At 67.4% G+C, this 23775-nt stretch carries 19 protein-coding genes; 16 read left to right on the top strand and 3 right to left on the bottom strand.

Annotation, left to right across the window (positions count from 1 at the left end):
* Positions 1–21: 21 nt before the first annotated feature.
* Complete coding sequence (locus PE061_RS21385) at positions 22–2238, bottom strand: TonB-dependent receptor (protein WP_271257153.1); 2217 nt, start codon at positions 2236–2238, stop codon at positions 22–24.
* A 256-nt stretch (positions 2239–2494) separates the two neighbouring features.
* On the opposite strand from PE061_RS21385, the gene PE061_RS21380 reads away from it, so the two are divergent.
* Positions 2495–3364: an enoyl-CoA hydratase/isomerase family protein gene (locus PE061_RS21380; RefSeq protein WP_271257152.1), complete on the top strand. Its 870-nt coding sequence runs from the start codon at positions 2495–2497 to the stop codon at positions 3362–3364.
* Positions 3364–4713: a serine hydrolase domain-containing protein gene (locus PE061_RS21375; RefSeq protein WP_271257151.1), complete on the top strand. Its 1350-nt coding sequence runs from the start codon at positions 3364–3366 to the stop codon at positions 4711–4713. The genes PE061_RS21380 and PE061_RS21375 overlap by 1 nt, the downstream gene beginning before the upstream one ends.
* Before the next feature lie 10 nt (positions 4714–4723).
* On the opposite strand, the gene PE061_RS21370 is transcribed toward PE061_RS21375, so the two are convergent.
* A complete protein-coding gene (locus PE061_RS21370; protein WP_271257150.1) occupies positions 4724–5485 on the bottom strand; it encodes a TetR/AcrR family transcriptional regulator in 762 nt (253 codons plus the stop codon).
* Positions 5486–5708: 223 nt separating this feature from the next.
* Between PE061_RS21370 and PE061_RS21365 the strand changes: the two genes are divergently transcribed.
* The 6 genes from PE061_RS21365 (at position 5709) to PE061_RS21340 (ending at position 12484) form a co-directional block, all read left to right on the top strand.
* Positions 5709–6179: a MaoC family dehydratase gene (locus tag PE061_RS21365; RefSeq protein WP_271259260.1), complete on the top strand. Its 471-nt coding sequence runs from the start codon at positions 5709–5711 to the stop codon at positions 6177–6179.
* The gene (locus PE061_RS21360; RefSeq protein WP_271257149.1) at positions 6179–7801 is read left to right on the top strand and encodes a class I adenylate-forming enzyme family protein; all 1623 of its coding nucleotides are present in this window, start codon (positions 6179–6181) and stop codon (positions 7799–7801) included. The genes PE061_RS21365 and PE061_RS21360 overlap by 1 nt, the downstream gene beginning before the upstream one ends.
* Positions 7798–9159: an MFS transporter gene (locus tag PE061_RS21355; RefSeq protein WP_271257148.1), complete on the top strand. Its 1362-nt coding sequence runs from the start codon at positions 7798–7800 to the stop codon at positions 9157–9159. The genes PE061_RS21360 and PE061_RS21355 overlap by 4 nt, the downstream gene beginning before the upstream one ends.
* A gap of 29 nt (positions 9160–9188) precedes the next feature.
* The gene (locus PE061_RS21350) at positions 9189–10388 is read left to right on the top strand and encodes a P1 family peptidase (RefSeq protein WP_271257147.1); all 1200 of its coding nucleotides are present in this window, start codon (positions 9189–9191) and stop codon (positions 10386–10388) included.
* 55 nt (positions 10389–10443) lie between these two features.
* Entirely contained in the window at positions 10444–11445 is a 1002-nt protein-coding gene (locus tag PE061_RS21345) for a pyridoxal-phosphate dependent enzyme (protein WP_271257146.1), read from the top strand.
* Between the two features lie 97 nt (positions 11446–11542).
* Complete coding sequence (locus PE061_RS21340) at positions 11543–12484, top strand: threonine ammonia-lyase (RefSeq protein ID WP_271257145.1); 942 nt, start codon at positions 11543–11545, stop codon at positions 12482–12484.
* A 15-nt stretch (positions 12485–12499) separates the two neighbouring features.
* Here the strand turns inward: PE061_RS21340 and PE061_RS21335 are convergent, their stop codons facing one another.
* Positions 12500–13522 carry an AraC family transcriptional regulator gene (locus tag PE061_RS21335; RefSeq protein ID WP_271257144.1) on the bottom strand — a complete coding sequence of 341 codons (1023 nt, stop codon included), beginning with the start codon at positions 13520–13522 and terminating at the stop codon, positions 12500–12502.
* 153 nt (positions 13523–13675) lie between these two features.
* Here PE061_RS21335 and PE061_RS21330 point away from each other — a divergent pair, with 153 nt between their 5' ends.
* The 8 genes from PE061_RS21330 (at position 13676) to PE061_RS21295 (ending at position 23768) form a co-directional block, all read left to right on the top strand.
* Positions 13676–14995 carry an acyl-CoA dehydrogenase family protein gene (locus tag PE061_RS21330; protein WP_271257143.1) on the top strand — a complete coding sequence of 440 codons (1320 nt, stop codon included), beginning with the start codon at positions 13676–13678 and terminating at the stop codon, positions 14993–14995.
* A 77-nt stretch (positions 14996–15072) separates the two neighbouring features.
* The gene (locus tag PE061_RS21325; protein ID WP_271257142.1) at positions 15073–16287 is read left to right on the top strand and encodes a thiolase family protein; all 1215 of its coding nucleotides are present in this window, start codon (positions 15073–15075) and stop codon (positions 16285–16287) included.
* On the top strand, positions 16284–17918 hold the full coding sequence (locus tag PE061_RS21320) for an AMP-binding protein (protein ID WP_271257141.1): 1635 nt from the start codon (positions 16284–16286) through the stop codon (positions 17916–17918). Before PE061_RS21325 ends, PE061_RS21320 begins: the two co-directional genes overlap by 4 nt.
* Positions 17915–19024, top strand: coding sequence for a saccharopine dehydrogenase family protein (locus PE061_RS21315; RefSeq protein ID WP_271257140.1), 1110 nt, complete (start codon positions 17915–17917; stop codon positions 19022–19024). Before PE061_RS21320 ends, PE061_RS21315 begins: the two co-directional genes overlap by 4 nt.
* A gap of 127 nt (positions 19025–19151) precedes the next feature.
* The gene (locus PE061_RS21310) at positions 19152–21731 is read left to right on the top strand and encodes a TonB-dependent receptor (RefSeq protein ID WP_271257139.1); all 2580 of its coding nucleotides are present in this window, start codon (positions 19152–19154) and stop codon (positions 21729–21731) included.
* 14 nt (positions 21732–21745) lie between these two features.
* A complete protein-coding gene (locus PE061_RS21305; protein WP_271257138.1) occupies positions 21746–22519 on the top strand; it encodes a glucose 1-dehydrogenase in 774 nt (257 codons plus the stop codon).
* Positions 22516–22983 carry a DUF3237 domain-containing protein gene (locus PE061_RS21300; protein ID WP_271257137.1) on the top strand — a complete coding sequence of 156 codons (468 nt, stop codon included), beginning with the start codon at positions 22516–22518 and terminating at the stop codon, positions 22981–22983. Before PE061_RS21305 ends, PE061_RS21300 begins: the two co-directional genes overlap by 4 nt.
* An 11-nt stretch (positions 22984–22994) precedes the next feature.
* The gene (locus PE061_RS21295; RefSeq protein WP_271257136.1) at positions 22995–23768 is read left to right on the top strand and encodes a methyltransferase family protein; all 774 of its coding nucleotides are present in this window, start codon (positions 22995–22997) and stop codon (positions 23766–23768) included.
* Positions 23769–23775 lie beyond the last annotated feature (7 nt).

The following is a 23775-nucleotide window of genomic DNA, read 5'->3' as shown; positions in this document are numbered from 1 at the left end:
CTCCGTCCAGAGGATCATAGGCTAGAAGTTGAAGCGCGCTTCCACGCCGAACGTGCGCGGCGCGCCGAGCACGATGAGCTGCTGCCCGACAAGCGTTTGATTCGAGAGGTCGAACAGGCGCGTCTTGTAGGTCTTGTCGGTCAGGTTCTTGCCCCACAGCGCGATCGACCAGCGGTCGTCCCCGCCCGCGAGCGTGATGCGGCCGTTCAGCAGGCCGACCGTGCCGACCTTCCCGGCAGGGTCCTTGATGGGCAGGAGATCGGTGCCGCGCTCGTAGAGATAGTCGGCGCGCAGGGTGAGCGACAGGTCGCCGAGCGGCACCGTGTACTGGGCGTTCGCCCCGAAGCGGGTCTCCGGCGCGCGCGGCAGGTCGGCAAGCGGGATTTCCGGGCTGCCCGGCGCGGTCGGCACGGTGCCCTCGTCGTAGGCGGCGTCGGTCAGCGCCAGATTGAAGCCGAGTTCGAGCGCGGGCACCGGCACGGCCGTGATCTCCAGCTCGACGCCGCGCGAGTGCGCCTTGCCGGCGTTGCTGGTGCGCGGATCGAAGGGCAGGGTGTTGGGATCGTCGGCGGAGATCTGGATGTCCGTCCATTCCATCGCGAACGCCGCCACGTTGATGCGCAGGCGGTTTTCGAGCAGGCTCATCTTCGCGCCGATCTCGTAGTTCCAGATATATTCGGGATCGTAGCTGATGCCGTTGGCATCACCCAGCGCGTCGTTGAAGCCGCCGCTCTTGAAGCCGCGGCTGACGGTGGCATAGGCCATCGCCGACGGATTGAAATGATAGCGGACGTTGAAGCTCGGCGTGAACGCCTTCCACGTGTCCTTTCCGCGCAGGCCGTCGACCTGTCCGCCGAGCAGCGCGAGCGGATCGAACTGCGAATAGAGGATCGACTTCTTCTCATGGGTGAAGCGCCCGCCGAGAGTCGCTTCGAGCCGGTCCGTGAACTTGTAGGAAAGGCTCGCGTAGGCGGCGTAGCTGTCGAGCTTCATGTCGGCGTCGGAGCCGATGTCCATCGCGGGAACCTCGAGCAGTTCGGCAAGGTCCTCGCCGAGCCGCACGAAGCTGAGGTTCCGGCTGGTCTGGTGGAAATAATAGAGGCCGGCGATCCAGCTGAACGCCGTGTCGCCCTTCGAGGCGAGGCGCAGCTCCTGGCTGAACCGCCAGACGTTCTCGGGGTCGCCGTCGTAGAGCCAGCGCAGCGGCGACATGTCGGTGTCGCCGATATTGTCATACTCGTGCTCGCGGTATGAGGTGATGCTGGTGAAATCGACGCCGCCGAAATCAATGTTGGCGTTGAACGAGACGGCCCATGCCTTCAGCGTCTCCTTCGTCGCAAGGTCCGAATAGACGCGGCGGTCGAAGGGATCGGTGTTGAACGGAAGCTCGAACAGCTCGAGCAGCTGCGGGAGAAGCTGATCGGTGTCGTAGCTCAGCGTCTCGAAATACTTGGAGCGCTGCTTGACCTTGCGATACTCGCCGGTGAGCGTGAACTCGGCGTTCTCGGTGGGCAGCATCAGCAGTTGGCCGCGCAGGCTCCACGTGTGCGAATCGTCGCCGCGCGTTCCGTCGATCTGGTTGCGGGTGAAGCCGTCGCGGTCCTCGTATTGCGCGGAGACGCGGGCGAGCAGCTTGTCGGCGATGATGGGGCCGCTGACGGCGCCGCGCAGGTTGACGGCGTCATAGTCGCCGTAGCCCGCCATGACATAGCCCTCGAATTCGTGCGTCGGCTTCTTCGTGGTGATGCTGATCACGCCGCCCACCGTGTTGCGGCCGAACAGCGTTCCCTGCGGGCCGCGCAGCACCTCGACGCGCTCGACGTCGACCATGTCGATGTTCGCACCGACGCCGCCGCCCATGAACACCTCGTCGACATAGACGCCGACCGCCGGGTCCTGCCCCGCCGAGCCCGAGCTTGCGGAAATGCCGCGCAGCGCGATGGGGGAGAGCTTCAGGTCGGAAAAGTTGCCGAAGCCGAGGCTGGGCGTGTTCTGCGCGAGATCGGCAAGCCCGTCGATGCCGCGCGCGGCGAGGCCGGCCTCGGAATAGGCGGTGATGGCGATCGGCACGTCCTGCACGCTTTCCGTGCGCTTCTGCGCGGTGACGGTGATGATCTCGATGCCCGTGACGTCTTCCTGGGCGAAGGCCGGAACGGGCGACAGCAGCGCCAGCACGGCCACCGACTGCAACAGGCGCCTGCCGGGCAGGCCGCGCGCAACATTTACCGATTCTGACATTCCGTTCCCCCTCTGTTTTGCGCCGTTCATGGTATAGAATATAAATTCATATTCAATTTATACGCTGGACTTTGTGGCAGGGTGAGGCCGGATGGCCTTTCCCCCGATTCCGGTTCAGCGCAGCATCATGTCCTCCCGATTGCGGCATATACGTGCAGGCGGTTCCCTTATGTTGGAGATACGCCCTGCGATCGACACCGCCGCAATCAACGCATGTTACTTTACTTGAAATTAAATTTAAAATCAAATATCGAGAATGGGCGGCGTGCCGCTATGCGCCGCGGGTTTGAGGGTTCGAGAATTGACAGCATCGCCGGAAGTCCTGTTGTCCCGCCGCGAACGGGTCAGCGCTATCGCGCTCAATCGGCCCGAATGCCTGAATGCGATCAACGAGCCGATGGTTCACGCATTCGTCGCGGCGCTGCGCGGGGCCAATGCCGATCCCGCGACCGACGCGATCGTCCTCCACGGCAACGGCAGGGCCTTTTGCGCCGGGGACGACCTGACCGCCCACCAGCTGCCCGCCGCGGATGCGGACGAAACGGCGATGCGCGCGCGTGTCGACGTGATGCAGCAGGTGAGCCGGGAGATCATGTTCGGCGAGAAGCCGGTGATCGCGGCCGTGCACGGATGGGCGGTGGGCGGCGGGTTCGAATGGGTGATCAATTGCGATGCCGTGATCTGGTCGGAGGAGGCGCGCGCCTTCTTCCCGGAAATCGGGTGGGGCATGTTCGTCAGCGGCGGCGTGACGGCGCTGCTGCCCCGGCTGATCGGCCCGCAGCGCACGTTCGACTGGATACTCACCGGCAAGACGCTGGACGGGGCGGCGCTGCGCGATGCGGGTCTGGTGACGGAGGTGGTGCCGACCGGACAGCATCTCGACGCCGCATTCGCGCTTGCCGGGATGATCGCGGCGCGTCCTGCGAAGGCCGTGCGAAATCTGAAGCGCGCCATCAACCTGCTGGATCGCGATCGAATCGAAGCGGCCATGACGGAGGAAACCGCGAGCCTCGCGGCAAGCCTGATTGATCCCGACGTGGCCGCGCGCGTGGCCGGGTTCAAGGCGGACACCGGGAGCGGCGAACGTGTATCGTCGCCGCGTCGTCCGGAAGAGGGGGAGATGTGATGATAGGGAAGGTCAGATTTGGCGTTCTGGCGGTCATGATGCTGGCCGCCGCCTGCGCGCCGGGCACAGCGGGGATGTCGACATCCGCCGCTTCTGAAGCCGCGCGCCTCGATGCCGTGATGCAGGCGCTGCCGCTGGCGTCCGCTTCGCCCGCGCCGCCCGACGGCATCCATAATGCCGTGGTCGTCATCGAGGACCCGGCGCGTTCGCTCGTCTACGCCAAGGGTGTCGGTGCGGCCCGTGACGGCCGCCCGGAAACGATCACCGCCAAGGACCAGTTTCCGATCGCGAGCGTCACGAAGACGATGACGGCGACGGTGATTCTGCAACTCCTCGAGGAGGGCAAGCTCGGAGCGAAGGGAATCGAAACCACGCTCGGATCGCTCGGCGTGTTCGAGCCCGCCGTCCTCGATCGTCTGATGACGTTCGAGGGGCGGGCTTACGGGTCCGCGCTGACGATCCGGCAATTGCTTGCGCACCAGTCCGGCCTTCGCGACGTTTTCATGGATGACGCGAACCTCACGTCCGACCAAAATCGGGGCGATGCCGCGCCGTCTTCCTTCGGCGGGGTTCTGCTCGGCGTGCTTGGCGAGCACCGCAAATGCCTAGAAACGCCGGGCTGCGACGTCTCGGCATTGATGACCGGGAAAAACTGGAAACCTTGGGACCCGTCACGCCCCGACGATCCGCAGGCGGGGGTGCTGAACTTCTATCTCAACTACAAGGGCGGCGCGACGAACGGGCTGTTCGCACCGGGGCAAGGCTATCACTACAGCGACACGGGCTACATCATCCTCGGGCTGGTGATCGAAAAGCTCACCGGCGACACGCTGCACGAAGCCTATCGCAAGCGCCTGTTCGACCCGCCCGGGCTGAAGCGCACCTATCTCGAATATGCGGCCAAGCCCGCGACGGCGCCTTACGAAGGGAACGCCGCCGATTTCTACATCGGCGATTTCCCCGGCCGGACCGGGCGGTTCAACATCTCCTTCGACTGGGCGGGCGGCGGTGTCGTCTCGACGGCCGAGGATCTGAACCGCTTCATCCGCGCGCTCGGCGAGGGGCGGCTGTTCGGCAAGGCGGAAACGCTGGCGTTGATGACGTCGCCGCAGTGGCGTGAGATGCGCGGCGATCTGGTCGTGGAGCGGGGACTCGGCGTGTCCCGTCTGACGGCGCCGGACGGCGTCTCCTATTTCGGCCACACGGGCTTCTGGGGCGCGATCATGCTGTACGAGCCGGGCACGGGGATCAGCCTCGGCGGAACGCTGAACCAGGTCGGGCACAACCCCGCACCGTGGGCGATCGACCTGCTGCGCGCCGCACGCCCGCGCGAGGCCGCGACGAACTGACGCCTACGGCTCAGCCCGCGATCAGCTTGAGGCTGGCGAAGCCCTCGTAGCCCTTCAGCTGTTCCGCGGGCGGATTCGCAAGGTAGATCGCCCGGTACCAGATGATGGCGAGGAAGTGCGCCACGTCGTCCGGCGATGCGAACGCCTTCACGAGCGTGGGATTACGGTCGACGTAAAGCTCGAACAGGAAATTGTCGACCATGCCGCCGAGAGCGTAGGCGATCATCAGCCGCTGCTCCTCGCCGAGCGTCACGCCGGGACAGCGCCGCGCGATGTCCTTCGCGATCTTGAGGCTCCAGTCCGCGCTGACCTTGCGATAGAGTTCGGAGAACTCAGCCTCCTCCTCGTCGAAGTGCAGCAGGCACCGCATGAGGCCGGGCGTGCGCGAATAGGTGGCGACCATGACCCTGTTGGCGCGCACGATCGACTCGAACGGGTCGCTGGTGGGGGCCATGCTGGAGAGGTCCTGGAAGCGCTGGCTGTCGAGCAGCTCCACGAGGATTTCGTGCGTGAGGTCCGCCTTGCCCGAAAAATAATGGTAGAGCAGGCTGACGTTGACGCCGGCCTCGGAGGCGATGTCGGACAGGCGCATGGCGCGGTAGCCGATCCGCTCCAGCACGCGCACGGTCGCTTCCTTCAGCTTTTCCCGGGTCTGGTTGCCGCGCTGCGTCTGCGGGGCGGCGGGTTTCCGGCTGACGGCGTTGCGGCGTTCCTTGCGGCCCAGCGGCGCGACGGCGGGTCTTGCACTCGCGGCTTTTTTCTTTGTTGCCATTGCGTTCTTGATCAACCTCGATTGCGCCGGTGATACCGGAAACCGGCCATGAAACCAATTTCTAATCATAGCCTGCAATGGCGATTTATAAACTTGAATTTAAATTCAATCATGGTAAGCAGCGTGTATTGAACGGGATGGGGGTTTCCTTCGTGCGCGGGTCCGCCTGCGATACGAAGCGTCGATGCCGCCGACCCGAAACCGGAAGGGCTGCGTGACACCGATGGAATATGATGTCGAAACCCTGTCCTCGCTCGTCGGGCAGGAGATTCTGGTCAGCGACTGGATCTCGATCTCGCAGGACGAGATCGATGCGTTCGGCAGGGTGACGCGCGACATTGATCCGATGCACATGGACCCCGGCTACGCCCGCGAGCACAGCCCGTTCGGGCAGACCGTCCTGTTCGGTTTCCAGACGCTCTCGATGCTGAGCCATCTCTGTTCGCCGATCCGCTATCGCCACGACGGCGGCGTTGTCGGCTATGATCTGAACTACGGCCTCAACCGGGTGCGGTTCATTTCGCCGGTTCCGGTGAATGCGCGCTTCCGCAACCGCATGTCGATCAAGAGCGTCGAGCAGCGCGAGGACGGCAGCTATCTCATCACCTCCGAGAACACGATCGAGATCGAGGGGCAGGAGCGGCCCGCGCTCGTCGCGGAGTGGATCGGCCTGATTTCGAGAGAGAAGGCCTGATGCAGGCGCCGAGCGGGCCGGATCTGGTTGCGGACATCGAGCGGCTGCCGGATGCGGTCGCCGCCTACGCGCGGGCGGTGCCGGAGCGCGAGGCCGTCATCTTCGGCGATCAGCGGCTCACCTACGCGGATCTCGACCGCGAAATCGACCGCTATGCGCGCGCGCTGATCGCGGCGGGCGTGGAGACGGGCGACCGCGTCGCCATGATCGTCACGCCCCGGCCCGAATTCATCCTGATGCTGCTCGGCGCGATGCGCGCCGGTGCGGTGTGGGTGGGCGTGAACCCGAAATACAGGCGCGAGGAAATGCGCCACGTGCTCGGCGATTGCCGGCCGAAGCTGCTGGTTTCGATCCTCGAGGACCCGGCAGGGCGCCGCTACGACGACGACCTCGGCGATCTTGCGGGGGATGCGGCGGCAAACGCAGGTCTCGTCACCATCGGGGGCGTGCTGGAGGGCAGGAGCCGGTCGCTCGAAGCGTTCCTCGCGGCGGGTGACGCGCTCGATCCGGCCGGTGTCGCCGATCGACTGAACCGCACCTCGCGCCGCGATCCCGTCAGCATCGTCTATACGTCGGGCTCCACGGGGAAGCCCAAGGGCGCCGTGCTGTCGCACGACGGCTTCTTCCATTCCTACAAGGCGCTCGCGGAGTCGTTCGTCGGCCGCGAGTCCCTGCGCGCCGGGCACCGCGTGATCTGCAACCTGCCGACCAACCATGTCGGCTGCCAGTCCGACATTTGCGGAAACTGCCTGATCGACGGCGGCACGATCGTGTTCATGGAAACCTTCGATCCGGGCGGAATCCTGGAAACGGTGGAGCGGGAACGGATCACGATCCTCGGCGGCCTGCCGCTGATGCACCAGGCCGTGTTCGATCATCCGGATGCGGGCCGCCGCGATCTCGGCAGCGTTTCGGTGGTCGCGTGGGGCGGCGCGCCGATGCCCGCGCCGCTGCTGCGCCGGCTGGTGGGGAAGGGCTGGTTCTTCTCCCTGCACTACGGGCTCACCGAGGGCGGGTCGATCAACAGCGTCAATCCGCCGGACGCGGATTTCGCGCTGCTGACCGAAACGATCGGCCGCCCCGATCACGACAACGAATACCGCGTCGCCGATGCGGACGGAGTGCCCGTTCCCGAGAACGGCATCGGCGAGGTGCAGATCCGCGGCCCCGGCGTGATGCTCGGCTATTTCAACAATCCCGAAGCGACGGCGGCGGCCTTCACGGCGGACGGCTGGTTCCGCACGGGCGATCAGGTCCAGAGTCTGCCGGACGGGAACTGGCGGTTCGTCGGGCGCGTCGTGGAGATGTTCAAATCGGGCGGCTACAACGTCTATCCGCGCGAGGTGGAACTCGCGCTGGAGGAGCATCCCGGCGTTGCCGCGGCGGCCGTTGTCCCCGTCGCCGATCCGCGCTACGACGAGGTCGGCTGGGCGTTCGTGATTCCGGCGGCGGGCGCGGATATGGACGAGGCGACGCTTCGCGCGTTCGCAGGGGAGCGGCTCGCGAACTACAAGGTGCCCAAGGCGTTCCTGATCCGCGAGACCTTGCCGCTCCTCCCGATCGGAAAGGTGGACAAGCGCGCGCTTCGTGAAGAGGCACAGCGGTTGAGCGCTGCCGGATGAACCGCGGCATGGGCGGTGCGGCGGCTTCGGCGGAGGCGCGCGGCCTGCCCGTCGGCACGATGGCCGCGTTCGGTGTCGGCTCGCTCGGAACGGGCGTGTTCTCGACCGTGCCGAGCGTGCTGCTGCTCTATTTCATGACCAGCGTTCTCGGCATCTCGCCGGCGCTGGCGGCGATCACCGTGTTCATCCCGAAGTTCTGGGACGTGCTGATCGACCCCGTGATCGGAATGGTTTCCGATCGCACGCAGAGCCGCTGGGGCCGCCGACGGCCCTACATGCTGGTCGGCGGCATCACCATGAGCCTGTGCTTCGTGCTGCTGTTCTCGGTGCCCGCGTTCGAAACGCCGTTCGAGCGTTTCGTGTACGTGACGCTGGCCTACATGGCCTGCGCGACCGCCTACGCGGTATTCTCGGTTCCCTACATCGCCATGCCCGCCGAGATTTCGCGCAGCCCCGAGGAGCGGACGACGCTGATGTCGTTCCGCATGGGCTTTGCCATGGCGGGCATCCTGCTCGGCGGCGCGGGCGCGCCGTTCCTCGTGGACCTCGCCGGCGGCGGGCGGGCGGGCTACGCGGTGATGGCGCTCACCATCGGCGTGATATGCGGCATCGCCATGATCGTCCCCGTGTTCGCGACGCGCGGGCTCGGGACGGCGTCCGTTCCGGCCGAATTCAAGCTCGGCGAAGGGCTGCGGCAGGCGGCGGCGTGCAAGCCGTTCCTGCTCCTGCTCGCCGCCTATCTGCTGCAACTGGCGGGCCTCGGATGCTTTTCCGGCGCGCTGCCCTATTACGCGGTGCACATCCGGGACGGTTCCGGGATCACGGTGACGCTGCTGTTCGTCGCCCTCAACGTGTCGGCCATCGTCGCCATGCCGCTCTGGGTGCGGCTCTCCCGCGGCGTGGGCAAGGTCGGGGCCTATATCGGATCGAGCGTGCTGCTGGTGCTTGCGACCGCGGGCCTCTGGTTTTGCGACAGCGGGGCGAGCGATATGTTTCTCTATGCGCAGGTCTGCCTGATGGGCCTCGCCTTCGCGGGGCAGCAGCTCTTTCCCTTCGCGCTGCTTCCCGATGTGCTCGATGCAGACGCCCGCGCCACCGGCATCCACCGGCAGGGCATGTTCACGGGGCTGTGGACGGCGGGCGAGAAGCTGGGCCTTGCCCTCGGCGGCCTGGTGACGGGTGCCGTGCTGTCGTGGACCGGCTTCGTCGCGTCGAGCGGGACGGTGGTCGAGCAGCCTCAATCCGCGCTCACGGGGGTGCGGCTTGCGTTCGCGATCCTGCCCTCGCTGTTCGTGGCGGCGAGCCTGCTGCTGCTCGTGCGGTTTCGCAGTGCTCATGCAGCGGAGCGCGCGCAATGAAGGCTTCGTTCGACAGGGAGGGTCACACCATGGCTTTGACGCAAAGACTGTGGGCCGCAGCGCTGCCGCTGCTGCTTGCGCTGCTCGTTTCGACGGCCGCGTTCGCCGGGCCGCGCGCGCGCGATCTCGGCGTTCCGTTCGAGGGCACGCCGGGGGCGCTGAATGCCATCACCGATGTCGCGGGCGTCGAGGTCGGCCACAGCACGGTCATTTCGGGCGAAGGTCCGCTGGTGATCGGCAAGGGGCCGTACCGCACCGGTGTGACGATCATCCACCCGCTCGGCAAGGGCAGCATCGACGGCGTCGCGGCGGGCAGGGCCGTGATCAACGGTACCGGCGAATGGACCGGAATGCACCTCGTCGACGAGATCGGGCAGTTCCTGGGACCGATCGCGCTCACCGGCTCGGGCAACGTTGGCCTCGTGCATCAGAGCCTGATGGACTGGTCGATCGGCAAGGTCCCGGAGGAGGCGCTGTTCTCGCGCGTGCTCCCCGTGGTCGCCGAAACGCTCGACAGCCGACTCAACGACGTCTTCGGCCACGGCCTCACGCGCGATCACGTGTTCGCGGCGCTCGACGGCGCCAAGGGCGGCCCGGTCGCCGAGGGCAATGTCGGCGGGGGAACGGGCATGATCGCCTACACTTTCAAGGGCGGCATCGGTACCGCGTCGCGCGTCGTGTCGGCGGGGGACAAGCGCTATACCGTGGGCGTGCTCGTGCAGGCGAACCACGGCGACCGCAACGACCTCCGCATCGCGGGCGTACCGGTCGGCAAGGAGATCAAGGGCGCGTGGCCGGAGGTGGACGGGGTCGCGGTTCTCGGCCCCGATGCGGGGAGGCCGCAGGACAAGAACTCGCTGCTGATCGTCATCGCCACCGACGCGCCGCTGATGCCGCATCAGCTGGAGCGGCTGGCGCGCCGTGCGGCGCTCGGCGTCGGCCGCACCGGAAGTACGGCGGGCGCGCTCTCCGGCGAGTTCGCGCTCGCCTTCTCCACGAGCCACGTGATCCCGCTCGGCGGGGCGCCGCGTCTTCCCGCGATGATCAACGATACCGACAGCGGCACCATGAACGCGCTGTTCTCGGCCACCGTTCAGGCGACGGAAGAGGCGCTCGTGAACCAGCTCGTGGCGTCCGAAACGATGACGGGCGCGAACAACGTGAAGGTCTACGGTTTGCCGCACGACCAGCTGGCGCGCATCATGAAGGCACGCTTCGCCCGCAGGTAGGCGATCGGTCAAAAATCGGCCTTCCGCGCGGCGGAAAAAATGCGACATACGCGGCATGACTGATCCTGCGATAACGATCGAGGCGATTCGCGCGGCGCGCGCGGCGCTGGGCTCCCACATCGTCACCACGCCGACGCTCGACTGGCAGGCGGACGAACTGCGGGAGCGCCTCGGCTCCGACACCCGCATCAACCTGAAGCTCGAACTGTTCCAGCGGACCGGGACGTTCAAGCCGCGCGGTGCGCTGACGGTGATGCTTGCGCTCGATGCGGCGCAGCGGGCGCGCGGCGTCACCGCCGTCAGCGCCGGCAATCATGCCATCGCGACCGCCTATGCCGCCCGGACGCTGGGAATATCGGCGCGCGTGGTGATGCTGCCCACGGCCAATCCGGCGCGCATCGAGCGTTGCCGCCGCCTCGGCGCCGAAGTGGAGATCGCCGCGGACGGCGCCGCGGCCTTCGAACGGGCGCGGCAGATCGAAGCCGAGGAAGGGCGCGCGTTCGTGCACCCCTTCGAAGGCCCGCGCACCGCGCTCGGCACCGCGACGATCGGCCTCGAATGGGCGAGCCAGACCGAGCCGCTCGATGTGCTGATCTGCCCGATCGGCGGCGGCGGGCTCTGCGCCGGTCTCGCCACGGCGATCCGGCTGCTCATGCCGGGCTGCCGGGTGTTCGGCGTCGAACCGGAAGGCGCGGACAACATGCGCCGAAGCTTCGCCGAGGGCGTGCCCGCAGCGAACGCGACGATCGCGACGATCGCGGACAGCCTCGGGCCGCCTTATTCGCTGCCGTACAGTTTCGGGCTGTGCCGCGAGGCGGTCGAGGAGATCGTGCTGGTTTCCGACGATGCGCTCCGCGCCGGCATGGACCTCCTGTTCCGCGAGGCGCGGCTGGCGGTGGAGCCTGCGGCCGCGGCGGCAACGGCCGCGCTCATGGGGCCGCTCGCCGAGCGCGTGCGGGGCAAGCGCGTCGGCGTGATCGTTTGCGGCGCGAACATCGACATCGCCGGATTCGCCGCGCATGTCGAAGCGGGACAGCACATCACGGGCCTGCAATAGCGGCGCATATTGCCCGCCCCGGCGGAGGCCGTTCTGATCATCTTCGAGAGGAGACGGGTATGATTTCGGACCGCGCCTTGAAACCGGCGAGGACGCGATGAGTCCCGCCGTACCCGGCCGCGCGGAGATCGACGCGGCCCGCGAACGCATCCGCGACCTTGCCGTGCGCACGCCGCTCATCCGGCTGCAAGGCGCTGCGCGGGACGATATTTATCTGAAGCTCGAAACGCTGCAGCCGGTCGGCTCCTTCAAGATCCGATGCGCCGCGAACGCGCTCCTCAGCCGGGGTGATGCCATCCGCAACGGCGTGTTCACCGCGAGCGCCGGGAATTTCGCGCAGGGGCTCGCCTATGCCGGCCGAGCGCGCGGCATTCCGGTGACCGCCTATGTCCCGGATACCGCCGCGCGCAGCAAGGTGGAGGCGCTGCAAAGATTTGGCGCAAGCGTCGTGCCGTTCGCCTATGATCGCTGGTGGGCGATGCTCGCTGAACCGCCCGCCGATCCGGCGTTCATCCATCCCGTCGTCGAGAGCGAGGTGCTCGCCGGCAACGCCACGATCGGCGCCGAGATTCTCGAGGACCTGCTGGACGTTGCCACGGTGCTGGTGCCCTACGGCGGTGGCGGGCTCGCCTGCGGCATCGCCGCGGCGCTGAAGGCGCAAGGCTCCGCAGCCGATGTCGTCGCGAGCGAAACCGAGGCGGGGGCGCCGCTGCGCGCGGCATTCGCGGCCGGAGAGCCGGTGACGGTGCCGTTCGCGCCATCGTTCATCACCGGCATGGGCGGGCCGACCGTCATTCCCGCCATGTGGCCGCTGGTGCGTGATCTCGTCGCCGGTACGGCGCTGGTGTCGCTGGCCGAGACGGCCGCCGCGGTGCGGATGCTCGCCGAGCGCCATCACGTGATCGCGGAAGGCGCGGGCGCCGCGCCGGTCGCTGCGGCGCTTGCCGGCGATCATCCGGGGCCGGTGGTGTGCATCGTCTCGGGCGGGCACCTCGATGCGGCGCACCTCGCGATCATCCTCGCCGGAGGCGTGCCGTAACGGAAGTCCGTGGGGCTAGCGGGGGCGCTGCCGGAACTTGATCGGCGACACGCCGGTCCATCGCTTGAAGGCCCGCGAAAAACTCGCCGTTTCGGCGAAGCCCAGCATTTCGCCGATCGCCTCGACGGAAAGATGCGAGCGATCGAGCAGATAGCAGGCGCGCTGCTCGCGGACCTGATCGAGGACATCGCCGAAGCCGAGGTTCTGCTTCGCGAGTCGCCGGTGCAGCGTGCGCTCCGAGACCGCGAGCTGCGCGGCAGCCTGCGCTGCCGAAGGGAAGCCCCGGCTCGACCGGACGAGCAGCGAATAGAGCCGCCCCACCATGTCGTCGCTGACCTGCGCCTCCTCGATCAGCCGCGCGCAGAGCTGCTGGTAGGTCTGTTCGAGGAGCGGGCTCGCCATCGGCAGCGCGAGGTCGGCCGCGCCGGGCTGGAACACCCAGCGCGTCACCGCTGCGCCGAACACCACGGGCACGCCGAGCTCCGCCGCATAGTCGATGCCGTCACTGCGCGGCGGGACGGACGACTCGATGCGCGCCAGCGGGAACGGCTGCCGCATGTCCTTGAGGAAGGTGGTCGCCGACCCGAGCGAACGCACGAGACAGAATTCGCGAAGATCGGGCGCGACATTGCCGTCGTCCGCCTCCATGCCCGCGAGCACGCCGTTTTCCTCGTAGAGCCGGTATTGCAGCAGCGAGTAGGTGAGCGCCTGGAACGCCACCAGCACTTTCAGCCCGTCGTGCACCGTTCCGGCCGACAGCACGGCGAGCCCGAGCGGGCCATAGGTCATCAGCCGGTAACGCATCCCGGTGTGGAACCACAGGCCGGGGATGTCGCGTGTCGCCGCGGCGAACACCTCCTGAAAGCGAAGCTCCTGAAGTCCGGAGACCTCGCCCTGCGGGTCGTCGGCGCTCGTGAGGGGGATACTGGCATCGGCGAGCAGGGGCAGGGGATTGATCCCGGCCTCGTCCAGCGCCGCGCGCATGATGCGGACGCTCTGGTTCGGCATACGCATCGAGCCGAGCAGTTCGATCTTCATGCTTGCCTCCCGCGGCGCATCATGCGTGGTGTGGCAGTTAAAGTCAAAAGCTTGGCACAAGATGACATTCAATGATGCCCGGCTTCATGTTTTGATCGCAGCATCGGGAATGGATGACAGAAGATCAGTCCGGCCCGACCTTGGAGGAAGATCGTGAACCATCAGCTTGCCGTCGCCGATCACGACATCGCCCCCAGCGGTGGACCGCTCCCCTTCGCGCAGTGGGATTCGAACCCGCACGTGAAACTGGGTCAGCTTGGCGCGGAGCCGCCGCTTCCCGAGATTGCCGCCGAACTCCAGAAATCGCTGCACAGCTTCGCCGAGAAGGTGATGCGGCCGATCGGCACCGAACTCGACCGGCTGAGCGCCGACGCGGTGGTGGACAAGGCCTCGCGCTACTGGGAATTCCGCCGCGCCTACGGCGAACTCGGCATCGACATGGCGACGCTGGCGTCCTTCTCGTCCGAGGAGATGCCGCACGTGTTCGCGATCCTGTTCGAGGAACTCGGCTGGGGCGATGCCGGCCTCGCCATCTCCGCAGGCGCTGGCCTGCTGCCGCATTACATGGCGGCGAAATTCGGCAATGATTTCGTGGCCCGCACCTACCCTGAGTCGCTGATCGGGAGCTGGGGCATCACGGAGCCCGACCGGGGCAGCGATTCGATCGACCCCGGCGGGCACGCTGCCCACGCCGCGGGAAAGCCGAACCGGCCCAATTGCGTGGCGCGCATCTCGGACGGCAAGATCGTCATCAACGGCCAGAAGTCGGCGTGGGTTTCCAATGGCCCGGTGGCGGAACTCTGCATCCTCTATTGCGCGGCCGAGACCGGCTCCGGCTACGATCCCGCGCGCGGCGCGGTGGTGATCGTGCCGCTCGACGCGCCGGGCGTGTCGAAGGGCAAACCGCTCGAGAAGATGGGCCAGCGCGCGCTGCCGCAGGGCGAGATCTTCTTCAACGACGTGACGCTCGACATCGACCACCTGCTGGTCGCGCCCGAGGACTATCTGAAGGGCGTCTACGCCATCCACAGCGAGGCGAACGCGCTGATGGGCGCGACGTTCACCGGCTGCGCGCGCGCCGCCTATGAATTGGCGCACGCCTACGCGCACGAACGGCGGCAGGGCGGCGTGCCGCTGATCCGGCATCAGGATGTCGCGCGGCGGCTGTTCCACATGGCGCGCAAGGTCGAGATCTCGCGCGCGCTGGCGCGGCGGGTGACGGCGTTCAACATGAACAACGGGGTGCCCGCCTTGCAGGCGGCGATGTTCTCCAAGGTGACGTCGACGCAGTACGCGCTCGAAGTGACGAGCGATGCCTTGCAGATGTTCGGCGGCAACGGACTGACGCGCGAATATCCGATGGAGAAGCTGTTCCGCGACGCCCGCGCCTCTCTGATCGAGGACGGGTGCAACGAGGTCATCGCCATCAAGGGGGGAATGTTGCTGGCCGATCCGGATTCTCTGCACGGCTGACGGCTGAAACACAGAAGTGAAATCGAGCGGCCGAACGGGTTTTCGGCCGACGGGGAAGATTTGCCCAAGGGGATGGAATGAAGCAGAACGCGATCATCGCCGGCGTCGGAATGACCCGCTTCGGCAAGCATCTGGACCGCAGCCTGTCCAGCCTCGCGCACGAGGCGATCGGCGAGGCCCTGAAGGATGCGAACGTCGAGGCGCGCGAGATCGAGGCGGCATGGGCGGGAAACGCCGCCGCACCGCTCGTCACCGGGCAGGCGTGCATCGCGGGGCAGGCGATCCTGCGCGGCATGGGCATCGGGCGCATCCCGGTGGTGAACGTGGAGAACGCGTGCGCTACGGCCTCGACGGCGTTCCAGCAGGCGTGCACGATGGTGACGCTCGGCGTCCACGACGCCGTGCTGGCGTTCGGCGTCGAGAAACTGTTCCACGAGGACAAGGCGAAGAGCTTCGCGGTGTTCCTCGGCGCCGTCGACACCGAGAAACCGGAGGAGCTGTACGCCTACGTCGACGGCGATCGGCCCGCGGGTGACGATCCGGGGCGGCAGCGTTCGCTGTTCATGGACATCTATGCCCGCATGGCGCGCGACTACAGCGCGCGCAGCGGCGCGACGGCGCGGCATTTCGCCGAAGTCTCCGCAAAGAACTCGCGGCACGGCAGCCTCAACCCGCGCGCGCAGTTCCGCGACGTGCTCGATGCCGACGCCGTGCTGGCCGCACCGCTGATCTCGGCGCCGCTCACGCTGCCGATGTGCTCGCCGCTCGGCGACGGCGCGGCGGCGGCGGTGATCGTGTCGCCGAAGTTCGCGCGCGAACGCGGTATCGCCGATCCGGTGCACGTCCGCAGTTCGCTGATCGCCAGCGCCTATGATCCTGCGCCGGGCGAACCGGGCATCACCGAATGGGCGGCGGGCGAGGCGTATGCGATGGCGGGGATCGGCCCGGAGGATATCGACTGCGTCGAGCTTCACGACGCCACGTCGCCTGCCGAGCTGATGTATTACGAATACCTCGGCCTTTGCGCCCGCAATGAGGGCGTGGCGCTGCTCGAAAGCGGCGCGACGGCGCTCGGGGGGCGGGTGCCTGTGAACACCTCCGGGGGGCTTGTCCGCAAGGGGCATCCGATCGGCGCCACGGGACTTGCACAAGTTTACGAACTTACCGAGCAGCTTCGCGGACGCGCCGGGGCCCGGCAGGTGGAAGGCGCGCGGGTCGCCGTTGCCGAGAACGGCGGCGGCTTCCTCGGGCGGGATGCGGCGGCGCTGGTGATGACGGTGCTGTCGCGGTGAACCACGCGCCCGCCCCCAACCTGCGCACGCCCGTGCAGATGCTCCGCGACGGCGCGGAGGCGCACGACGGCGCGATGTTGACATTTGTCGACATCCGGCCGGACGGCAGCTTCGCCGAGGAGACGCGGAGCTACCGCGACCTGCTCGGAAACGGCGCGCGCATCGCCGCGGCGCTCGCCGGCGAAGGTATGAAGCCCGGCGACAGCTTCGCGCTCGTCATGCCCAACCATCCCGAGTTCGTGGATGCGATGATCGGCTCCGAACTTGCCGCGACCGTGTTCGTGCCGATCGACCCGAGGACGCGCGGCGCGCGGCTGGCGTTCATGCTCCGCTTCGCCGGGTGCCGGGGCGCCATCGTGGCGCCGGAAGCGCTCGCCGCGCTCGCCGAGGTGATCGGCGACGTGCCCGATCTCGGCTGGCTGTGGGTGCTGGGCGATACGGCGGCGCCCGTGCCCGGCGTCCGCGTCGCCACGCTGGAGCAGGCGCTCGCCGGGGCGGGGGCGCTTCCCGCCGATCCCGGCACCGACCTCGCGCGGCCGATGCAGATGCTCTACACGTCGGGCACGACAGGCGATCCCAAGGCGATCCTCGCGCCATACGCCCGTTACTCTGCCGTGGCCTCGTTCGGATCGCTGCTCCAGGTGCGCCCCGACGACCGGCTCTACACCGGCCTGTCGTTCACGCACGCCAACGCGCAGCTCATCACGCTCGGCAATGCGCTTTCCATGCAGCTTCCGCTGGTGGTCAGCCGCCGCTTCTCGAAGTCCCGGCTGTGGGACATCCTTGCCCGCTACGGCTGCACGGTGTTCAACCTGCTCGGCGGCATGGCGGTGGCGATCTACGCGGAGCCGCCGTCGCCGCGCGACCGGCAGCACAAGGTCCGCATGGTGCTGAGCGCCGGTATGCCGCCGAGCATGTGGCGCGATTTCGAGGCACGCTTCGGCGTCGAGGTGCTGGAGTTCTTCGGCGCGGCGGAGGGCGGGCTCACCATCAACCTGCCGGGCGTCGGCCCCGTCGGCTCGATCGGCAAGCCGCCTCCGGGCACGATCTGCGCGATCCTCGACGAGGACGACCGCGAATGCCCGCCCGGCGCCCTCGGCGAAATGTGCTTTCGGCCCGAAGGGGGCGACACGCCCCCGGTCGAATATTTCCGCAACCCGGAGGCGTCGGCGGCGAAGACGCGCGGCGGCTGGTTCCGCACCGGCGACATCGGCTTCAAGGACGCGGACGGCTGGGTGTTCTTCTCGCACCGCGCGGGCGACGCGATCCGCCGCAACGGCGATTTCGTGAACGCCGTGCAGATCGAGGCGGAGATCGCGGCGATGGAGGGCGTCGGCGACGTCCATGTCTACGGCGCCGCCACGGCGGAAAACGCGCCCGGCGAGAAGGAGGTCGTCGCGGCGATCGTGCCCGCCGGGGACTTCGATCCGCTGTCCGTGTTCGCGCACTGCCGTCAGCGCATCGGTTCGGCGGCCATGCCCTCGCTGGTGCAGGTCGTCAGCGAGATTCCGAAGACCGCCTCTGAAAAACCGCAGGACCGGCATCTCGTCACGATGCTCGGCGCACCGGATGCCGTTATCTTCGGCCCATCGGGGCCAACCACAATCACTCTGGGGAGAGCGACGCAATGAGCGCACCTGTCATCGTCTACGGCGCCAGTGGCTACACCGGCAAACTGATCTCGTGGCATCTCGCGGAGGCGGGGATTCCGTTCATCGCCGCGGGCCGCGACCAGAAGCGGCTCGAGGAGCAGATGGCGCGCGTGCCGGAGCTGAAGGGCGCAAGCTTCGAATGCCGCGCGGTTCCGCACGATGCGGCCTCGCTCGGCAAGCTCTTCGCGGGGGCGAAGGTCGTCTACAACGTCACCGGGCCGTTCATGCAGCTCGGCGATCCGGTGGTGCAGGCCGCGCTCGATGCGGGCTGCCACTATCTCGACACCACGGGCGAGGCGGACTGGATGCGCCACGTGCGGGACTCCTACGGCGCGAAGTTCGCCGCGCGGGGCCTCCTCGTGGCGCCCGCCACGTCCTACATGTGGGCGGCGGGGAACATCGCGGCCGAGATCGCGCTCGAAACGCCCGGCATCGACTCGCTCGACATCCTCTACCTCGCCGACTCCGCGACCAGCGTCGCCTCCACCAAGTCGTTCCTGCGCATGTGCACGCGGCCGCAATATTACATCGAGCACCGGAAGCTCGTGCAGTGGCCGATGGCGACGTCCTATCTCGTGAAGGCGCCGGATTCGCATCGGCTGTTCCGGGCATTGCCGTGGGCGGGCGGCGGCGAGCCGGTGTGGTACGAAGGCGATGCCCGCGTCAGCAACTGTTCGACGCTCGTCGGCTTCCGCAACCAGCTGATGTTCGATGCCGTGATCGCCGCGCTCGAGAATTTCGAGAAGGACTATCGCCATCTGCCCGACGCCGAGCAGGAGCGCATCTGCAACGAACTCGGCGGGCAATTGACGCAGGTGGAGCCCGATCGCGAGAACCCGGACGTGAACCGCTCGGTGATCTCCTGCATCGGGCGCGGCAACACCACCGGCGTGTCGGTCGTGCTGCGCGGGAACTCGCCCTACATCCAGACCGGCCTGCTCGCGGCGGAAGGGTGCCGCCGCATCCTTCGCGGTCAACTGCTCGCCGCCGGCTTCCAGTCGCCGGCGAAGGCCTTCGGCGCCCGCGCGATCCTGAATGCGTGGGCCGAACACGGGTATCACAGCTGGGAGGCGCAGGCGACGTGATCGCAGGGCGCGATAACGCGCGGGGCTGAAGCCCCAACGACCAATCGAGACCATGCGACCCGCCGGATGCCTCCCGGCGGGAGCAGGGAGGTTTTGTCCGCACGAACGATCATAGGGGAAGGATCACATGGACAGGAAAACGCAAACGACGCAGCTGATCGCGCTACTGCTTTCGACCGCGATGGCCGCGCCCGCGCTGGCGCAGGACACGGCGACCGACGTGACGAGCGGTCTCGAGGAGATCGTCGTCACCGCGCAGAAGCGCAGCCAGAACCTTCAGGACGTGCCGGTCGCCGTCTCGGCGCTCACCGGCGACGATCTCGCCGCGCGCGGCATCTCGGAGACCTCGGACCTGATGGGCACGATGCCCAACCTTCAGGTGACGACGCCCTACGGCAAGACGCAGCCGAACTTCTCGCTGCGCGGCATCTCGGTGGCGAACGAATTCACCGCTTCCACCGCATCGCCGGTGGGCGTCTACGTGGACGAGGTCTACCAGAGCTTCCGCGCCAGCCACGGCCAGCAACTCTACGATCTCGACCGCGTCGAGGTGCTGCGCGGGCCGCAGGGCACGCTCTACGGCCGCAACACCACGGGCGGCGCGATCAGCTTCTTCACCAAGCGCCCCGATCTCGACGGCATGGACGGCCATCTGACGCTCGGCTACGGCAATTACGACACCAAGACCGCCGAAGCCGCGTTCGAGGCGACGCTGGTTCCCGACGTGCTCGGCATCCGCGTCGCCGGGACCCGCTCCAAGGGCGACGGCTTCATGTTCAACCCGATCCAGAACCGCGACGTCGCCACCACGGACTCGATCGCGGGCCGCATCACCGTGCGCTTCAAGCCGACCGACGCGCTCGACATCACCGTGAAGGGCTACGCCTCGAAGGACGATCCGTGGGCGGCGATCGCCTATTCGGAAGGCCAGCTGAGCGGCGGCCGGGACGCGCTCGGCTATTCGCGCTACGACCCGCAGGCGGCGCTCGGCGGGCGGCTGCTGGGGCGCAACGAGGTCGCCTCCGACGCCGGCGGCAAATACTACAGCTCCTCGAAGGGCGTCGCGCTCACCATCGCCTACGACGTCAGCGACACGCTGACGCTCACCTCGATCACCGGCTACGACAAGGGCAAGTACCGGAACTCGCCGTTCGACTGCGACGGCTCGCCGAACGACGTCTGCTCGCTGCGCTACAATTCGCAGAGCGAGAACTTCAACCAGGATCTCCGCCTGACCTACGACGGGGACCGCATCAACGTGATCGCGGGTCTCTATTACGGCCGCGACAAGGTGGATACGCACAACGAGATCGACTTCTTCGGCGTGCTGCGGCCGCTGCTGCTCGGCGCGGGGCTCCCCGACACCTACAGTAACCCGGCGATCGCGACGCCGGATTCGATCGGCATCCTGCCGGGGTTCGCGCTCGACCCGACGCTGACGCCCGAGGACCCGGGCTTCTGCGCGCCGGTCACGGTGAATCCGAACGGCTTCCTCGACGCGCGCTCGCTCGTCGCGCTGCTCACCGACATCGCCATCGACAACAGCGGCGGCGGCGGCTTCGGCGGCGCCTTCTCGGCGGCGTGCCGCGCGGCGGGCGCGCCGCCGTTCAGCCCGATCCTCGGCGATCAATACTACACGATCACGCGGCCCTCGAAGGCGATCTACGGCGATGTCAGCTTCGACGTGACCGACCGGCTCAACATCAGCGTCGGCCTTCGCTACACGATGGACAAGGTGAAATACTCGAACGGCCGCACCATCCTCTACGATCTCGGCGGCAACACCATCGTCGCCAGCACGATCCCCTACAGCTTCCCGTACAACCCGAACCTGCCCGCGGTGAGCCAGCGCGAGAAGGCGAACCGCCTGACGGGGCGCATCAACGTCAGCTACGATTTCACCGACGACATCATGGGCTATGTGAACTACAGCCGCGGCTACCGGAGCGGCAGCTTCAACGGCCTCGCCTATCAGGGCACAAACCAAGTCTATTACATCCAGCCCGAGAAGGTGAACGCCTACGAAGGCGGCCTGAAGACCCGCCTGTTCGACCGCAGCGTGCAGCTCAACCTCGCGGGCTTCTACTACGATTACTCGAACCACCAGGTGACGCAGGTGATCGGCGCCACCACCTTCACGCGCAGCGCCAACGGGCGCCTCTACGGCGGCGAGGCGGAGCTGGCGTGGCAGGCGCTGGGCAACCTGCGCTTCGACGCCTCGCTCGGCCTCCTCAACAGCAAGTACAAGGGCAATACGCTCGATCCGACCGACCCGAGCAGCCCGACGCGCAACGTCAACGGCAACCCGTTCCCGAACGCGCCGGAGATCACGTTCTCGGCGGGCTTCGACTGGGACGTGGCGGAGATCGGCAACGGCACGCTGACGCTGCGCGGCGACACCTCCTACATGGGCAAATATTATTTCGACCCGTTCAAGGATTACGGCCAGTCGCCGTGCGACGCGCCGGCGCCCGGCTTCAACATCCGGCAGGCGGGCCCGGCCATCGCCTGCGGCAATCCCGGCTACTGGCTGTTCAACAGCCGCCTCACCTACGACATGGACAATGTCTCGATCAGCGTCTGGGGCAAGAACCTCACCAACAAGTTCTACTACACCTACGGGCTCAACATCGACGTGTTCGGCCTCGATTACCTGAACCGCGCGTCGCCGCGCACCTACGGCGTCGAAGTGACGGCGCGGTTCTGAGGCGGGAGGCGGTCATGCGGCGTTTCGAAGGCAGGGTCGTCGTCGTCACCGGCGGGGCGCGGGGCATCGGCCTCGCCTCCGCGGAACGCTTCGCGCGCGAGGGCGCGGCGGTGGTGATCACCGATGTCCGGTCGGGGGAGGTGGAGGCCGAGGCCGCGCGCCTCTCCGGCGAGGGGCTTGCCGTCGAGGCCGCCGTGCAGGACGTGACCAGCGAGGCGGGCTGGAAGCGGCTGATCGGCGATGTGCTCGCGCGTCACGGCCGGCTCGACGTCCTGGTGAACAACGCCGGGATCGCGCGCATCGCATCGGTGGAGGACACGACGCTCGATGACTGGCGGCTCACGATGGCGGTGAACGTGGAGGGCGTTTTCCTCGGCACCAAGGCCGCGATCGGCGCGATGAAGGAGAGGGGCGGGGCCATCGTCAACGTCGCCTCCATCGCGGGCAATGTCGGCGAGCCGCTTCTGGCCGCGTACAACGCCTCGAAGGGCGCGGTGAAGCTGCTGACGCGCAACGCGGCGCTGCACTGCGCGCGGCAGGGCTACCCGATCCGCGTCAATTCCATGCACCCCGGCTACACCGACACGCTGCTGGTCTCCGAGGCGATCGGCACGATGGCGGCGGACGCGGGCACGGCCTTCGCGGCGGAGACGCTGGCGCGCATCCCGGTCGGGCGCTTCGCGACACCTGACGAAATCGCGGGGCCGATCCTGTTTCTCGCCAGCGACGATGCGCGGTACATGACGGGAAGCGAACTCATCGTGGACGGAGGCTATACGGCGGCATGAGCGACCTTCGATACCGGCACCTCTACGACGCGGACATCGCGCTCACCGCGCCCATCACCATCGGCGCGACGCCCAGCGGCCAGCGCGCCATCTTCCCGATCGGCGGCGGCACGCTGAAGGGCGAGCGCATCAGCGGCCGCTTCGTGCCGCCCGGCGGCGACTGGGCGCTGGTGCGCGGCGACGGCTCGATCGCGCTCGACGTGCGCGCCGCGGTGGAAACCGACGACGGCGCGCTCGTCTACGTCACCTACACGGGGCGCCTCGTCGCCGATCCGGCGCTTCTGCCCGCTGTGCTGGACGTGGCGAGCGCGGCGCCTGTCGACCCGTCGCGTTATTATTTCCGCACGCTCGTCGTCTTCGAAACCGGCAGCCCCGCCTATGCGTGGCTGAACGGCATCTGCGCGGTGGGGCTGGGCAGCACGGGGAACGGCGGCGTGCAGTACCGCACCTACGAGATACTCTGAGGGAGGGCATCATGGCGAGCACGGCAATCGGCGGAACCGGGACGGATCGGGAGCCCGTACCGGCATGGGCACGTTTCATGCTGTGGATCCACGCGAACCTGATCTTCGAGGCGAAGGGCAGCCCGCGCATCAAGGTCGCCACGGCGGTGAACCTGCACAAGATCTTCACCGTGTTCATCATCTTCGCGATGATGCGCGCGACGGACAATTTCAGCGACGCGGCGTGGGTCTATCTCGCGCTGCACGGCTGCTACGGCTACTGCTGGCTGATCAAGGACCTCGGCTTCCGCGATCACCAGCTCGACCGCACGACGGCGTGGTGGGGCGCGGTCAACATGTACGTGATGCTGGTCGCGTGGTACTGGCTGATCCCGTGGCTGTTCCTGTCGCGGCACGTCGACCCGTCGGGACCGCTGCTCGCCGCGGCCATCGCGCTCCACACGCTCGGCGTCGTCACCATGATCGCCGCCGATGGCCAGCGGCACTTCACGCTGAAGTACCGCTCGGGCCTCTTCACCGGCGGGCTCTACGCCTACACGCGCAACCCCAATTATCTCGGCGAGATCATGATCTATTCGGCCTATGCGCTGCTCGCGCAGCACTGGATCGCGTGGGCGATCGTGATCTACGCGACCGTCTCCACCTTCCTGCCGCGCATGTACCAGAAGGACCACGCCATCTCCCGCCATCCCGGCTGGGCGGACTACAAGGCGAAGACGGGACTCCTGATCCCGTGGGGCCTGCTGAACGGCCGCGCGCTCGCCGACCGCTTCCGGAAATCATAGGAGCTTC

The sequence above is a fragment of the Sphingosinicella microcystinivorans genome, assembly GCF_027941835.1.
Classification (GTDB): domain Bacteria; phylum Pseudomonadota; class Alphaproteobacteria; order Sphingomonadales; family Sphingomonadaceae; genus Sphingosinicella.
Note: the sequence above shows the minus strand (reverse complement) of the source record. Positions and strands in the feature narration are given on the sequence as shown.

Excerpts from the sequence above, each read along its gene's own strand:
- PE061_RS21385 (WP_271257153.1), bottom strand. The coding sequence starts at position 2,238 with ATGTCAGAATCGGTAAATGTTGCGCGCGGCCTGCCCGGCAGGCGCCTG.
- PE061_RS21380 (WP_271257152.1), top strand. The coding sequence starts at position 2,495 with ATGGGCGGCGTGCCGCTATGCGCCGCGGGTTTGAGGGTTCGAGAATTG.
- PE061_RS21375 (WP_271257151.1), top strand. The coding sequence starts at position 3,364 with ATGATAGGGAAGGTCAGATTTGGCGTTCTGGCGGTCATGATGCTGGCC.
- PE061_RS21370 (WP_271257150.1), bottom strand. The coding sequence starts at position 5,485 with ATGGCAACAAAGAAAAAAGCCGCGAGTGCAAGACCCGCCGTCGCGCCG.
- PE061_RS21365 (WP_271259260.1), top strand. The coding sequence starts at position 5,709 with ATGGAATATGATGTCGAAACCCTGTCCTCGCTCGTCGGGCAGGAGATT.
- PE061_RS21360 (WP_271257149.1), top strand. The coding sequence starts at position 6,179 with ATGCAGGCGCCGAGCGGGCCGGATCTGGTTGCGGACATCGAGCGGCTG.
- PE061_RS21355 (WP_271257148.1), top strand. The coding sequence starts at position 7,798 with ATGAACCGCGGCATGGGCGGTGCGGCGGCTTCGGCGGAGGCGCGCGGC.
- PE061_RS21350 (WP_271257147.1), top strand. The coding sequence starts at position 9,189 with ATGGCTTTGACGCAAAGACTGTGGGCCGCAGCGCTGCCGCTGCTGCTT.
- PE061_RS21345 (WP_271257146.1), top strand. The coding sequence starts at position 10,444 with ATGACTGATCCTGCGATAACGATCGAGGCGATTCGCGCGGCGCGCGCG.
- PE061_RS21340 (WP_271257145.1), top strand. The coding sequence starts at position 11,543 with ATGAGTCCCGCCGTACCCGGCCGCGCGGAGATCGACGCGGCCCGCGAA.
- PE061_RS21335 (WP_271257144.1), bottom strand. The coding sequence starts at position 13,522 with ATGAAGATCGAACTGCTCGGCTCGATGCGTATGCCGAACCAGAGCGTC.
- PE061_RS21325 (WP_271257142.1), top strand. The coding sequence starts at position 15,073 with ATGAAGCAGAACGCGATCATCGCCGGCGTCGGAATGACCCGCTTCGGC.
- PE061_RS21315 (WP_271257140.1), top strand. The coding sequence starts at position 17,915 with ATGAGCGCACCTGTCATCGTCTACGGCGCCAGTGGCTACACCGGCAAA.
- PE061_RS21310 (WP_271257139.1), top strand. The coding sequence starts at position 19,152 with ATGGACAGGAAAACGCAAACGACGCAGCTGATCGCGCTACTGCTTTCG.
- PE061_RS21305 (WP_271257138.1), top strand. The coding sequence starts at position 21,746 with ATGCGGCGTTTCGAAGGCAGGGTCGTCGTCGTCACCGGCGGGGCGCGG.
- PE061_RS21300 (WP_271257137.1), top strand. The coding sequence starts at position 22,516 with ATGAGCGACCTTCGATACCGGCACCTCTACGACGCGGACATCGCGCTC.
- PE061_RS21295 (WP_271257136.1), top strand. The coding sequence starts at position 22,995 with ATGGCGAGCACGGCAATCGGCGGAACCGGGACGGATCGGGAGCCCGTA.